General features: G+C 72.5%; 12 protein-coding genes. 5 read left to right on the top strand and 7 right to left on the bottom strand.

The window, feature by feature from the left end; translation table 11 throughout:
• Window positions 1-170: 170 nt before the first annotated feature.
• The 4 genes from ABTX18_RS07010 to ABTX18_RS06995 form a co-directional block, all read right to left on the bottom strand.
• Window positions 171-1565 carry a bifunctional RNase H/acid phosphatase gene (locus ABTX18_RS07010; protein WP_352121695.1) on the bottom strand — a complete coding sequence of 465 codons (1395 nt, stop codon included), beginning with the start codon at window positions 1563-1565 and terminating at the stop codon, window positions 171-173.
• Complete coding sequence (locus ABTX18_RS07005) at window positions 1565-2308, bottom strand: zinc ribbon domain-containing protein (RefSeq protein ID WP_352121864.1); 744 nt, start codon at window positions 2306-2308, stop codon at window positions 1565-1567. Before ABTX18_RS07005 ends, ABTX18_RS07010 begins: the two co-directional genes overlap by 1 nt.
• Window positions 2305-3141, bottom strand: coding sequence for a Nif3-like dinuclear metal center hexameric protein (locus ABTX18_RS07000; RefSeq protein ID WP_352121694.1), 837 nt, complete (start codon window positions 3139-3141; stop codon window positions 2305-2307). Before ABTX18_RS07000 ends, ABTX18_RS07005 begins: the two co-directional genes overlap by 4 nt.
• A 137-nt stretch (window positions 3142-3278) precedes the next feature.
• Window positions 3279-4313, bottom strand: a complete 1035-nt coding sequence (locus ABTX18_RS06995; RefSeq protein WP_352121693.1) for an ABC transporter substrate-binding protein — start codon at window positions 4311-4313, stop codon at window positions 3279-3281.
• A gap of 197 nt (window positions 4314-4510) precedes the next feature.
• On the opposite strand from ABTX18_RS06995, the gene ABTX18_RS06990 reads away from it, so the two are divergent.
• Window positions 4511-5953 carry a hypothetical protein gene (locus tag ABTX18_RS06990; protein ID WP_352121692.1) on the top strand — a complete coding sequence of 481 codons (1443 nt, stop codon included), beginning with the start codon at window positions 4511-4513 and terminating at the stop codon, window positions 5951-5953.
• A 404-nt stretch (window positions 5954-6357) separates the two neighbouring features.
• Here the strand turns inward: ABTX18_RS06990 and ABTX18_RS06985 are convergent, their stop codons facing one another.
• From ABTX18_RS06985 to chsH3, 3 genes are read right to left on the bottom strand one after another with little or no spacing between them, the layout of a single operon-like run.
• On the bottom strand, window positions 6358-7299 hold the full coding sequence (locus ABTX18_RS06985; RefSeq protein WP_352121691.1) for a 3-oxoacyl-ACP reductase: 942 nt from the start codon (window positions 7297-7299) through the stop codon (window positions 6358-6360).
• Window positions 7300-7336: 37 nt separating this feature from the next.
• On the bottom strand, window positions 7337-8413 hold the full coding sequence (locus ABTX18_RS06980; protein ID WP_352121690.1) for a Zn-dependent alcohol dehydrogenase: 1077 nt from the start codon (window positions 8411-8413) through the stop codon (window positions 7337-7339).
• 55 nt (window positions 8414-8468) lie between these two features.
• Complete coding sequence (chsH3, locus tag ABTX18_RS06975) at window positions 8469-9341, bottom strand: enoyl-CoA hydratase ChsH3 (RefSeq protein WP_352121689.1); 873 nt, start codon at window positions 9339-9341, stop codon at window positions 8469-8471.
• A 284-nt stretch (window positions 9342-9625) separates the two neighbouring features.
• On the opposite strand from chsH3, the gene ABTX18_RS06970 reads away from it, so the two are divergent.
• The 4 genes from ABTX18_RS06970 (at window position 9626) to ABTX18_RS06955 (ending at window position 13349) form a co-directional block, all read left to right on the top strand.
• The gene (locus tag ABTX18_RS06970; protein WP_503061102.1) at window positions 9626-10570 is read left to right on the top strand and encodes an ABC transporter ATP-binding protein; all 945 of its coding nucleotides are present in this window, start codon (window positions 9626-9628) and stop codon (window positions 10568-10570) included.
• The gene (locus ABTX18_RS06965; protein ID WP_352121688.1) at window positions 10570-11292 is read left to right on the top strand and encodes an ABC transporter permease; all 723 of its coding nucleotides are present in this window, start codon (window positions 10570-10572) and stop codon (window positions 11290-11292) included. Before ABTX18_RS06970 ends, ABTX18_RS06965 begins: the two co-directional genes overlap by 1 nt.
• A gap of 11 nt (window positions 11293-11303) precedes the next feature.
• The gene (locus tag ABTX18_RS06960; protein ID WP_352121687.1) at window positions 11304-12485 is read left to right on the top strand and encodes a sensor histidine kinase; all 1182 of its coding nucleotides are present in this window, start codon (window positions 11304-11306) and stop codon (window positions 12483-12485) included.
• Between the two features lie 231 nt (window positions 12486-12716).
• Window positions 12717-13349, top strand: coding sequence for a response regulator (locus ABTX18_RS06955; RefSeq protein ID WP_352121862.1), 633 nt, complete (start codon window positions 12717-12719; stop codon window positions 13347-13349).
• The last annotated feature ends 2 nt before the right edge of the window (window positions 13350-13351 follow it).

The raw sequence follows: 13351 nt of genomic DNA, 5'->3' as shown, positions 1-13351 counted from the left end.
GTAGGTACGTGACCCGGCGACCTGGGCACGAGACCTGAGGTACGTGACCCGGACTCCGGGATCCCCGGGTTCCGGCAGGCAATCCCCCGGCCTGCCGGAATCGCCTCGGCCCCATCGGACTCCCCCCGCCGATGGGGCCGAGTGCTGTCCCGGCGAAGGGCCTTGGCGCCTTACCGCAGGTGGGACGTGTCGTTGAGCAGCCGTACGGAGGCGTTGCCGTCCGCGTAATAGGCCACGGTCGATACGGAGGCCGCCGAGAGTTCCATCCGGAACAGCGACTCCGGGGGTGCGCCCAGGGCCAGCCGGACCAGGGTCTTGATGGGCGTGACGTGCGTGACGACGAGGACCGTTCGGCCGGCGTAGCGGGTGACGAGGCGGTCGCGGGCGGCGGCAACGCGGCGGGCGACCTCGGCGAAGCTCTCGCCGCCTCCGGTGGGGGCCGCCTTCGCGGAGGCGAGCCAGGCGTCCAGATCGGCGCCGTAGCGCTCCCTGACCTCGCCGAACGTCAGCCCTTCCCAGGCGCCGAAGTCCGTCTCGCGCAGCCCTTCCTCGATCCGGACCTCCAGGCCCAGCCGGGCCGCGACCGCGGCAGCCGTCTCGCGGCAGCGGCGCAGCGGCGAGCTGACGATCTCCTGCACCGTCCCCCGGGCGGCGAAGGCCTCGGCGGCGCGCTGGGCCTGCCCGCGGCCGACGGCCGAGAGCTCGGGGTCGGTGCCCCCGCTGCCGGAGAACCGCTTCTCCGGGGTGAGGGCGGTCTCGCCGTGGCGGAGCAGCAGGAACGTGGCGGGTTCGCCGAGGTCCGGGGCGGCGCCCCAGCCGACCTGCGGGGTGGCCGGGGCTGCCGTGGCGGACGGGGTGGCCGGAGCGGGGCGGTTCAGCGCCGCCCTGGCCCTGGCCGCACCGGCGGCCGCGTCACCGGGTGGTCCGGAGACCGGCGGCAGGGCGGCGGCCACGGAGGATCGCGGGGTACGGGGGCCCGCCGCCGAGGGTCGCGGGGCGCCGGGATCCGCCACCGATGAGCGAGGGGTATCGAGGTCCGCCGCCGAGGATCGCGGCGTGTCGAGGTCCGCCGCCGAGGATCGCGGCGTGTCGAGGTCCGCCGCCGAGGACGACGGTTCCCACTGCCTGCCGCGCCTGCCCGCGTCCATCGCCTCGTTGGCGAGCCGGTCCGCGTGCTTGTTCTGCTCGCGCGGGATCCACTCGTACGTGACGGCGGAGGCCGGCAGGATGCCCGCCGCCTCGGCCGCGAGCGGCTTCATCCCGGGATGCTTGATCTTCCAGCGGCCCGACATCTGTTCCACGACCAGCTTGGAGTCCATCCGGACGCGGACTTGGGGTCCGTCGTCCGCCGGTCCGTCCGGCATCAGCGCGCGCACGGCGCGGAGCCCGGCGATGAGGCCCTTGTACTCGGCGACGTTGTTCGTCGCGACGCCGATGTACTCGGCGGCCTCGGCCAGGGTCTCCCCCGTCGCCGGGTCGATGACGACCGCGCCGTAGCCGGCGGGCCCCGGGTTGCCCCGGGAGCCGCCGTCGGCCTCGACGACGAACCGGCGCGGCCGCGTCATTACAGGCCCGAGTCCGCGGTGCGGACCAGGATGCGGTGGCAGTTCTCGCAGCGCAGCACCGTGTCGGGGGACGCGGCCTTCACGTCGTTGACCTCGGTGATGTTGAGCTCGAGACGGCAGCCCTCGCAGCGGCGCTGGTAGAGGCGGGCGGCGCCCACCCCGCCCTGCTGGGCGCGGAGCTTGTCGTACAGCTTGAGCAGGTCCGCGGGGACGGAACCGGCGACGACCTCGCGCTCCTTGGTGACCGTCGCGGTCTCCGCGTCGATCTCCTGGGTCGCGGCGTCCCGGCGGGCGGTGGCGTCGTCGACTTTGGCCTGCACGGCGGAGACCCGGTCGGTCAGCTCGGTGACCCGCTCCTGGGCGGACTCGCGGCGCTCCATGACCTCGAGGACGACGTCCTCCAGGTCGCCCTGGCGCTTGGCGAGGGAGACGATCTCGCGCTGGAGGCTCTCCAGGTCCTTGGGCGAGGTGACCGCGCCGGAGTCCAGGCGCTGCTGGTCGCGGGCGGCGCGCTGGCGCACCTGGTCGACGTCGTGCTCCGCCTTGGTCTGCTCGCGGGCGGTGTCGCTCTCCTCGGTCGTCGAGGCGACGAGGAGGTCACGGAGCTGGGCGAGGTCGGCCGTGAGCGACTCGATCTCGGCGTGCTCGGGCAGGGAGTTGCGCCGGTGCGCAAGCTGCGAGAGACGCTGGTCGAGGGCCTGGACGTCGAGGAGTCGGATCTGGTCGGCGGGCGCGGCGTTCAGTTGGGGGCTCCAGAAGAGTGGTGGGTGGTCCAGGGGTCGGTGACCTGCTTCGAGACGTGGACCCGCAGGTCCCATCCGTGGCGGTCGGAAATCGCGTCGAGCTGTGCCGCGGCCTGCTCGCACCACGGCCACTCGGTGGCCCAGTGTGCGGCATCGACGAGGCCGAGCGACGAGTGCTGGACGGCCTCGGAGGCCGGGTGGTGGCGCAGGTCCGCGGTGAGGAAGGCGTCCACCCCCGCGGCGCGTACGGCGTCGAAGAGGCTGTCGCCCGATCCGCCGCTCACCGCGACGGTCCGCACGAGGGACTCCGGGTCGCCGGCGAGGCGGATGCCCTGTGCGGTGGCGGGCAGCCGGGCGGCGGCGCGGGCGGCGAACGCGCGGAGGGTCTCGGGGTGGTCGAGTGCGCAGATCCTGCCGAGGCCGCGGCGGCCCGCGGGGTCCGTGGGGTCCGGGACGAGGGGCCGCTCGACGCGCAGGTCGAGGGCGCCGGCCAGGGCGTCGGAGACGCCGGGGTCCGCGGAGTCCGCGTTGGTGTGGGCGACGTGCAGCGCGACGTCGTGCTTGATGAGGGTGTGCACGACCCGGCCCTTGAAGGTGCCGGCCGCCACCGTCGTCGTACCGCGCAGATAGAGCGGGTGGTGGGTGACGATCAGCTGGGCGCCGAGCCTGACCGCCTCGTCCGCGATCTCCTGTACGGGGTCGACGGCGAAGAGCACCCGGCCGACCTCGGCGTCCGGATCACCGCAGACGGTGCCGACCGCGTCCCATCCCTCGGCCCGCGCGGGCGGCCACAGGGCGTCGAGCTCGGCGATGACTTCAGACAGACGGGGCACGAAGGAAAGGCTACCTGGCCTCCGTGCCCCGCATCCCATGGCCGGTCGGACCCGTGGTCCTGGGCCGCCTGCCGGTCATCAATCGTTACGCCCGGACGCGTTCCCGCCCGCGCGGCGGCGCCGTCGGGGCCGGGGAACTACTTCACGAGGTCCGCCCGCAGGTCGTCGAGGACCAGGTTCGCGGCCGTGACGCCGAGGCCGAGGTACCAGGTCTCGTCGGAGACGTTCTTGGCCCGGCCCTCCTTGACGGCCTTCAGGTTCTTCCACAGCGGGTTGGCCTGGGTGGTGTCGCGCTTGGTGGCCTTCACGTCGCCGTACACACCCGTGAAGATCCAGTCGGCGTCCGCCTCGTCGATCTTCTCCGGGCTGATCTCCGCGGCCAGGTCGTTGATCTGCTGGTTCTTGGGCCGCGGCAGGCCGGCGTCGTCGAGGATCGTGCCGATGAACGAGGCCTTGGCGTAGAGGCGGATCTTGTCCGGCAGGTAACGGACCATCGAGATGGTCGGCTTCTTCGGACCGATGTCCTCGCCGAGCTTCTTGGCGTTCGCCTCATAGGCACCCAGCGCCGACTTCGCCTTGGCGGTCTTGTCGAGCGCTGCGGCGTTCAGGAGGTAGTTCTCCTTCCAGGTGAAGCCCGGGCGGATGGAGAACACCGTCGGCGCGATCTTGGACAGCTCGTCGTACTTGTCCGCGGCGCGCAGCTGGCTGCCGAGGATCAGGTCCGGCTTGAGCGCGGCGATCGCCTCGAGGTTGAGGTTGTTGATCGTGCCGACGTTCTTGGGCTCGCCCGCTTCCTTCTCCAGGTAGGACGGGATCGCCGCGTCGCCCTCCGAGGGGGCGTAGCCCACCGGCTTCACGCCCAGCGAGACGACGTTGTCGAACTCGCCGACGTCGAGCACGACGACCCGCTTCGGGGCGGCCTTGAGCTCCGTCTTGCCCATGGCGTGCGTGAGGGTGCGGGGGTACGTGCCCGCCGGGGCGTCGGTGCCGTACTCCGCGGTCTTCTTCGCCGCGTCGCCGAAGTCCTTGCCGCCCGTGGCGACCGCGGCCTTCTTGTCGCCGCCCGCCTCGGACTTGCCGGACGCTCCGTCGTCGCTCCCGCAGGCGGAAAGGGACAGGGCGGCCACTACGGCCAGGCCGACTGCGGCGGTGCCGCGGCGACGAAGGGACATCACTTGCTCCAGTCGAGGGTCACACAGGTAACACTTAGGAATGCCTTACCTTAGCCACCTTCGCTCAGCAGAGCACAACCACCCCCGCACGCTCAGGCGAATCCGGGCATCGCCACCCTTATGTGTGAAGTGGTGCGGCTCGTATTGTTCGGCAGCCCGTACGAAAACTAGCTTCGGTTGCCGGAGGTGACGAGGCGATGACTGCCTGTGCGATCGAGGACGGGGCCGCCGAGGCGGCGGCCGGAACCGGCGGAGCGGTGGAGCCGGAGTCCGACGAGCCGGAGGGGGCCGAGGAGGCCACGGAGCCGGAGGCCGACGAGACGGACGGGGCCGAGGAGGCCACGGAGCCGGAGGCCGACGAGACGGACGGGGCCGCCGAGGTACCGGACCCGGCCGGAGGCGCCGGTCCGCCGGAGCCGGTGGGCCCGGCCCCGGTCCCGCCCCCGGCCCCGCCCCCGGCCCCGCCCCCGGCCCCGGCCCCGGCCCTGGCCCTGGGAGAAACGGTCCTGCCGCCCTTCACGCTCACCGCCGACGGCGCCTACGCGGCCCGGCTCACCGCCGCCCGTGACCACACCGGCGCGACGGAAGCGGGGTCCCCCGCCGCCTGGTACGCGGAGCGCTGGACGCTGGACGGCCCCGAGCCGTATGCGGTACCGCTCCCGCTGGACCAGCCCGAGGAGCCCGGCTCGCAGGTGCTGCCGCTCGCCGACGGCCGGGTGCTGATCGGGCGGCGGGTCGCCGGCCGGTACGCCTTCTCGCTGCTCTACCCGACCGGTCCCGGCACCGGTGAACTCCCGCTGGGCGCCGTCGAATGCGCCGGCATGACGCTGCTGCCGCCGTCACCGGACGGCGTCAGCGTGTACGCCCTGTCGGCCGGCGCGTACTCCACCGGACTCTGGATGGTGTCGGGGGGCGCGTTCGGCCCGGAACACCTCGCGGACCTGCCGGGGCGCTGTTCCGGCGGGGTCTGGCTGGACCGGGCCGGCCGGCTGCTGGCCCTGGACCGGGAGCCCGCGGGCGGCGGCCCGGTGAAGGCGGTCGCGGTGGACCTGGGGCGCGGGGCCGAGATGACCCCCCTGCTCCAGATCGCACCGGAGAGCAACGACCGGCTGCTGCTCGCCGATCCGGACAGCGGTCTGCTGCTGATCCGTTCCGACGCGCCGGGGCACGACCGGCTCGGCTGGGGGGTGCTGGGCAGCTGTCTGCCGGTCCGTTTCCCGGAGTGCCTGCGGCTGCCGGATGCGGCGCTGACGCCGTTCGCGGTGCAGCCGGGGCAGATGCTGATGCCGGAGAGCTGCGCGGTGGCCCTGCGGATCGACGGGGCCGCGGGCAGCTGGGTGGGGATCTGGCGCCCTTCGGGCCGTCGGCTGCACCAGCTCGCCGTGCCCGAGGGCTGGCTGGCCGGCAGCGGGGTCTGGTCGCACGACGGCGTGCTCAAACTGCCGTACGCGAACGGGGACACGGCCTGCGCGGTGGCGTTCCTGACGGCCCCCGCCGACGCGGAACCGGCCGTGGACGCGGCCCCGTCGAGCTGCTCCGAAAGCAGTACGCAACCTTCCGCCACCGTCGCACCTCCTTCTGTGTGCAAACCCGTTCCCCTGGGGCAGGCGCCTCTCGTGGGACGTACGGCACCTGACTAGAGTTGAGCCGGGGACCTCACGCAATCGCGCACCGCGGTCGCCGTAGGTGAACGATCCCGAGCGGCGGTGCGGGGACCCCGGAGACCACACGCAAGCGATCACAACGGGGTGAATACCCAGATGTCTGAGGCGCGATCCGACACGACCCAGACGCGTCCGCCGGGGGCGGACGCGCAACGGGCCGAAGCCGGCGGCTCCGGAAAGCACCGAGGGGGTGTGGCAACGGACGACTCGGCGGCACAGCCGCAGGGACGCCACCGCCGCCCCTTGGAAAGTGGCAGCAGGGCGGCCTGACCGCCCGGGAAGTCCGACGACCGAGATACGAGGGAGAGGAGGGCCCCCGCAGCCGGCCGGCTGCGGGGGCCCTCCTCTGTCTCCAGCAGAAATGCGCGCCGGGGCAGTCGTCAGCCGCGCTTGAGACCCAGCACCTCCGCCGCCGCGAACGTCTCGTTCGGCGGGCGGTCCTCGTAGTACGGGGACAGCAGCTCGTCCAGCTCGTCGAAGGAGAACGTCTCCTTCGCCGCGTCGAACTTCGCCGCCACCCTGGGGCGTTCGACGATCGCGACCATGCCGCCGTGTACCACGAGCAGTTGTCCGTTGACCCTGGCGGCCGCCGGTGAGGCCAGATAGCCGACGAGCGGCGAGACGTGCTCCGGTGCGAGCGCGTCGAGCCGCCCGTCCTGCGGTTCCTGGAAGCCCGCGAAGACGTCCTCGGTCATCCGGGTCCGGGCGCGCGGGCAGATGACGTTGGCGGTGACGCCGTACTTGGCCAGGGCCAGCGCGGTGGACGTGGTCAGCCCGACGATGCCGCCCTTGGCCGCCGCATAGTTGGGCTGGCCCGCGGAGCCGGCCAGAAAGGCCTCCGACGAGGTGTTGACGATCCGGCCGTAGACCGGGCCGCCGGACTCCTTGGACCTCGACCGCCAGTGGGCGGCGGCGAAGCGCGTGGTGTTGAAGTGGCCCTTGAGATGGACCCGTAGGACCGAGTCCCACTCGTCCTCGGTCATCGAGAAGATCATCCGGTCGCGCAGGATGCCCGCGTTGTTGACCAGGATGTCGAGCCGGCCATATGTCTCGACAGCCAGCGCTACCAGCGCGCGGGCCTGCTCATGGTCGGAGACGTCGCCGAGATGGGCGACCGCCCGGCCGCCGGCGGCGCGGATCTCCTCCGCGACCTCCTCGGCGGGAGCGGCGGACGCCTCGCCCGAACCGTCGCGGCCGGTCTGCCCGTAGTCGTTGACGACGACGGCAGCGCCGAGCCGCGCCAGTTCCAGCGCTTCGGCCCGTCCCAGTCCGCGGCCCGCTCCGGTGACGATCGCGGAGAGTCCGTCCAGGGGAAGTGACATCGGTTCTCGGGGTCCTCTCGGGTAGGCGGGCGGTGGTTCAGAGTTCGATGCAGGTACGCAGCGACTCACCGGTCCGCATCTGGTCGAGGGCGTCGTTGATGCCGTCGAGCCGGACCCGGTGGGTGATCATCGACTCGAGGTCGATGCGGCCGGCCCGCCAGAGCGCGATGGCCCGCTCGTACGACCGGAGCACGTCCCCGCCTCCGTACATGGAGGGCAGGATCCGCTTCTCGTCGAAGAACAGCTCGAACATGTTGACCTGGAAGTTGTCGTCCATGGCGCCCGCGCCGACGATGCAGAGGGTGCCGCCGCGCCGGGTCTGTTCGTAGGCGGTGCGGGCCGTGGCGGACTTGCCGACGACCTCGAAGACGTAGTCGAAGCCCTCGCCCGCGGTGATCCGCTGCTTGGCGTCGGCGAACTCGTCGGGCGAGACGGCCTCGGTCGCGCCGAACCGCAGCGCCGCCTCGCGCCTGGAGGCCACCGGGTCGACGGCGACGATCTGGGCGGCGCCCTGCACCCGGGCGCCCTGGATGGTGGAGATGCCCACGCCGCCGCAGCCGATCACGGCGACCGACGAACCGGCTTGCACCTGCGCGGTATTGATGGCGGCGCCGAGGCCGGTGGTGACCCCGCAGCCGATCAGCGCGGCGATCTCGAACGGCACGTCGTCGGGGATCGGCACCGCGCAGCCCGCGCCGACGACGACCTCCTCGGTGAAGGTACCGGTTCCCGCGAAGCCGAAGACGTCTCCGCCCGGGCGCTTGAAGTTGGGGGTGCCCGCGTTCATGAAACCGGCCAGGCACAGGTGGGTCTGGCCGCGCCTGCAGGCCGGACAGGTGCCGCAGGCGGGCAGCCAGCAGACCAGCACCCGGTCCCCCGCGCTCAGCCCGGTCACCCCGTCACCGACGTCGACGACCTCGCCGGCGCCCTCGTGGCCGGGGATGAAGGGGGCGGGCTGCGGCAGCACCCCGCTCATCGCGGAGACGTCCGAGTGGCACAGCCCGGTGGCGCGGATGCGAAGCCTCACCTTGCCGGGGCCGAAGCCCACCGCCTCGACGTCGTCGAGTACTTCGAGTTTGTCCTGGCCGATCTCGTGCAGTACGGCTGCGCGCATGGTGCGGCTCCCCTCACGGGCCTGCGGTGTCTGTCGAGTGGGTTCGGATGCGGGTTCAGGAGTGCTCCACGAAGGTGTCGCCGAGAACCGGGGCTTTGTCCCGCTCCACGGCTCGCACCTCGACGCGCACCTGGTCCGGGGAGGTCCACATCTCGATGCGGAGGGTCTCGCCGGGGAAGACGACCCCGATGAACCGGGCGCGGTAGGAGCGGATACGGCTCGCATCGCCGCCGAGCACCGTGTCGGTGACGGCCTTGAGCGTCATGCCGTACGTGCACAGGCCGTGCAGGATCGGCCGGTCGAAGCCGGCCAGCGCGGCGAACTCGGGGTCGGCGTGAAGCGGGTTCCAGTCCCCGGAGAGGCGGTACAGCAGCGCCTGGTCGGGGCGCACAGGCCGTTCCACCACGTGGTTGCCGGCGATGGCGGGGTACACCATGCGCTCGGACGGACCGCGCTCGCCGCCGAATCCGCCCTCGCCGCGCACGAAGATCTGGGAGTCGCTGGTCCACAGCGGACCGTCCTCGTCGGCGGCCTCGGTACGCAGCACCAGCACGGCCGCCTTGACCTTGTCGTACACCGCGGCGACCTTCGTGGTGGTCACGGCGCTGCCCTTCACCGGGACGGGCCGGTGCACGCGTACGCTCTGCCCGCCGTGCAGGACGGCCGCGAGGTCGATGTCGACTCCGGGTGCGGAGAGGCCTCCGGCCATGGCCGTGCCGGCGCCCGCGACCGTGGCGAAGGAGGGCAGGACCTGGAGCCGCGACTCCAGGGTGTAGCGCAGCTCGCCGGGGTCGACGGAGGGGTCGGCCAGATCGGGGCGGGCGCCCGCCCCGATCCCCAGGTGGTAGAGCTGGACGTCCTTGTGGTCCCAGCTGATGTGGCTGGTCCGGGGTTCGGCGGCGAGAGCTTTCTCGGCATCAATGGGCATGGGGAAGCTGCTCCTCGACGGTGAAAGACCTCGGTGCGGCCGTCCGCACCGTCGGCCGCACCGAGGTCGTGCGGGGACCGGCGACCACGCCCGTTCTAGAACGCGTTCTAGCCGGTTGGCCCTATGTATAACGCAGCACTCAGCACTTGTGAAGACTGCTGACGTCTCGTCAGATCCACTCGGTGGCAGTCCTTCGCGCTCTGCCGCGGCAATGACATTTGTCATCGCGGAGTGCGTACATGAGCCTCTGCCGCGGCGGGTCCGGGCTCCGTAGCGTCGTATGCATGACGCAGACAACGGGGAGCGGGGCCGCGGTGGTCCTCACCGGCGCGGTGAAGACCTTCGGCAGGGCCGGACAGCAGGTGCGGGCCGTGGACGGGATCGGGCTGACCGTCGGGCGGGGCGAGACCGTCGCCCTGCTCGGGCGGAACGGCGCGGGCAAGTCCACGGCGATCAGCCTCCTGCTCGGGCTGAACGAGCCGGACGCCGGCACCGTGCAGGTGCTGGGCCGCGCGCCCGAACAGGCCGTACGGGCGGGCCTGGTCGGCGCCATGCTCCAGGACGGGCGGCCCATCCAGCGGGTCACCGTCCGCGAGCTCGTCACGTTCGTCGCCGCCATCTACCCGAAGCCGCTGCCGGTCGCCGAGGCGCTGGCCCTGGCGGGTGTCGCGGAGTACGCAAACCGACGGATCGACAAGCTCTCCGGCGGTCAGATCCAGCGGGTCCGGTTCGCCGTCGCGCTGGCCGGGAATCCGGAGCTGATCGTGCTGGACGAGCCGACCGCCGCCCTGGACGTGGAGGGGCGGCACGCGTTCTGGGAGTCCATGCGGGCCTACGCCGGGCGCGGCAACACGGTGCTGTTCTCCACCCACTACCTGGAGGAGGCCGACGAGAACGCCGACCGGATCGTCGTCGTCGACCGCGGACGGATCGTCGCGGACGGCAGCGGTGAGGCCATCAAGGCCGCGGCGGGCCACAGCCAGGTCTCCTTCGATCTGGCGGGCCGCTCCACCGAGGGCCTGGAACTGCTGCCCGGCGTCGTGACGGTCGAGGTGACCGGCGACCGTGCGGTGCTGCACACGGACGACTCCGACGCCACCGTGGTGGAACTCGCCCGGCTCGGCCTGGTCCGCGGCCTCCAGGTGTCCCTGGCGACGCTGGAGGCCGCCTTCCTCTCCCTCACCGCGCCGGCCGCCGACGCCCCCCGGTCCGCGAAGGAGACTGTCTGATGTACCGCTACATCGTGCTCGAGATGCGCCGCACCCTGCGCGACGGCACGTTCCTGATCTTCGGCACCGGAATGCCCGTGATGATGTACCTGATCTTCACGAACATCGGCGGCGGTGACGGGGTCGACGGCTGGAAGACCGCGTCGATGGTCGGCATGGCCGCGTACGGAGCACTCGGCTCCGCCATGTCGATCGGTACGGGTGTCGCCTCCGACAAGTCGCTGGGCTGGCTCCAGCAGCTGCGGATCACTCCGCTGTCCCCCACGCACGCGGTCGTGGGCCGGGCGATCAGCGGCTCGGTGACCGTCCTGCCGACGATCCTGACGGTGCTCCTGGCTGGCGGTCTGCTGAACGGCGTACGGCTGGCCGCCTGGCAGTGGGCCGCCCTCGTCCTGCTGCTGTGGATCGGCGCCCTGCCCTTCACCCTGCTCGGCCTGGGCAACGGCTTCCGCCTCACTCCGCAGGGCACCGGAGTCGTCAACGTCGCGTGCCTGATGGGCTTCGGGGTCGTCGGCGGGCTGTGGTTCCCGCTGGAGCTGCTGCCCGAGTGGCTGCGTTCCGTCGGCAGGTTCACCCCGGCCAACCGGTTCGCCGACCTGGGCTGGGCGGCCACGGACGGCCATGCGCCCGGCGTCACGACAGTCGGTGTACTCGCCGCCTGGCTGATGCTGTTCGGCACGTACGCCGTGATCTCGTACCGTCGGTCCGCGAGGACCGTGTGACGGGAGTGGCCATGTGCAGGAACGGAAGAGCGGCCCGGAAGGAACGGCGCCGGCTGCGCAAGGAGGGGCGCCGCCCCGGCCCGCCGGGCCCGTACGCCCTGTTGCCCTGGCTGCTGATGGGTCTGGGTTCCTTCTCCAACCTCTTCCAGGGCGAGACCCCCAACCCGTGGATCGGCGGGATCGGGCTGCTCGCCTTCAACTCCCTCTACATCTCGGTGGTGTTCCGGGGCTTCGTCAAGGAGAGGCGCGAGAGCCCGGTGTCGTACGTCCTGCTGGGCGCGATGGCAGCCATCACCTTCGGTCTGGCGATCGGGTACGGCGGCAGCTGGCTGCTCTTCTTCCCGCTGCTCTCCCTGGCGTGCGGAACGATCCTGCGCCACCGCTGGCTCGCCGCCGGGCTGCTCGGCCTCGCCGTGGCGGCCTGCCTGATCGCGGTGTGGCGCGACGACAGCGCGTCGACACCGTGGACGCTGGGGTACGGGACGTTCATCTCGGGTGCGGTGACAGCCGCGATCCTCACTCTCTCGGAGACGGTGATGGAACTGCGCTCCACCCGGCAGGAACTGGCCCGTACCGCCGTCGAGAAGGAACGGCTGCGCTTCTCCCGCGACCTGCACGACCTGCTCGGCCACACGCTCTCGGTGATCGTCGTCAAGTCGGAGGCCGCACGCCGGCTCGCGCCGCGCGACATGGACGCGGCGCTCTCGCAGGTCGCCGACATCGAGTCCGTCGGCCGCCAGGCGCTCACCGAGATCCGCGAGGCGGTCACGGGCTACCGCGAGGGCAGCCTGGCCACCGAGCTGGACCGGGCGAGGTCCGCGCTGACCGCCGCCGGGATCGAACCCTCCGTCCTCCGCTCGGGTCCCCCGCTCGCACCGCAGACGGAGGCGCTGCTGGGCTGGGTGGTGCGGGAGGCCGTCACCAACGTCGTCCGCCACTCCACGGCGACCACCTGCGCGTTCGTCGTCGAGGGCACTCCGGACCGCGTCCACCTCACGGTCACCGACGACGGCCGGACCCCGCCCGTCCCGCCCACCCCGGGCATCGGCGGCACCGGCCTGAAGGGCCTCACCGAGCGCCTCACGTTGGCCGGCGGCTCCCTGGAGGCGGGCCCCGGACCGGCGGGCGGCTTCGTGGTGACGGCGGAACTTCCGGCGGACGCGGCGGGGGGCGGTGCGGCCGGTGACGGCTGAACGGTGGCGGGACTCGCACCGCAGCGCAGCCCGCCATGCCGGGCCGGATGGGCCAGGGCACGGCGGACCGACGCCGGTACGCCGTCGACCGGCCGGACGGGGCGGGGCCCGGCTGTGCGAATTCGGCGTCATCACCTGGCGCGTGACGTGGACGCCGGCCGGCGTCGCCCCGGCCGGCCGTGCCGGGCCCCCCACCACCCCCGCCCGCCCTACCCTGTTCCCGTGAACGAGATGCCGCAGGATCACCGGCCGGCCAAGTCCGTACGGGTGCTGCTCGCCGAGGACCAGGGCATGATGCGCGGCGCGCTCGCGCTGCTGCTCGGTCTGGAGCCGGACATCGAGGTGGTCGCCCAGGTGGGTGCGGGCGACGAGATCGTGGCCGCCGCGCTCACGTCGCGGCCCGATGTGGCGCTCCTCGACATCGAGCTCCCGGGCCGCAGCGGACTGGACGCGGCCGCCGATCTGCGGGAGGAGGTGCCGGACTGCCGGGTGCTGATCCTCACCACGTTCGGCCGGCCCGGCTATCTGCGGCGCGCGATGGAGGCCGGGGCTGCGGGCTTCCTGGTGAAGGACGGCCCGGTCGAGGAGCTCGCGGAGGCGATCCGCCGGGTGCTGAGCGGGGAGACCGTCATCGACCCGGCCCTGGCCGCCGCCGCGCTGAGCGCCGGCCCGAGCCCGCTGACCGCGCGGGAGCGCGATGCGCTGGTCGCCTCGGTGGACGGGGCGACGGTCGCCGACATCGCGCTGAAGCTGCACCTGTCGGAGTCGACGGTCCGCAACTACCTGTCCTCGGCGATCGGGAAGACGGGCACCCGCAACCGCATGGAGGCGGTCCGGGCGGCCCGGCAGCAGGGGTGGCTCTGAGC

This window comes from Streptomyces sp. NPDC096323, from assembly GCF_040302845.1.
Classification (GTDB): domain Bacteria; phylum Actinomycetota; class Actinomycetes; order Streptomycetales; family Streptomycetaceae; genus Streptomyces.
Note: the sequence above shows the minus strand (reverse complement) of the source record. Positions and strands in the feature narration are given on the sequence as shown.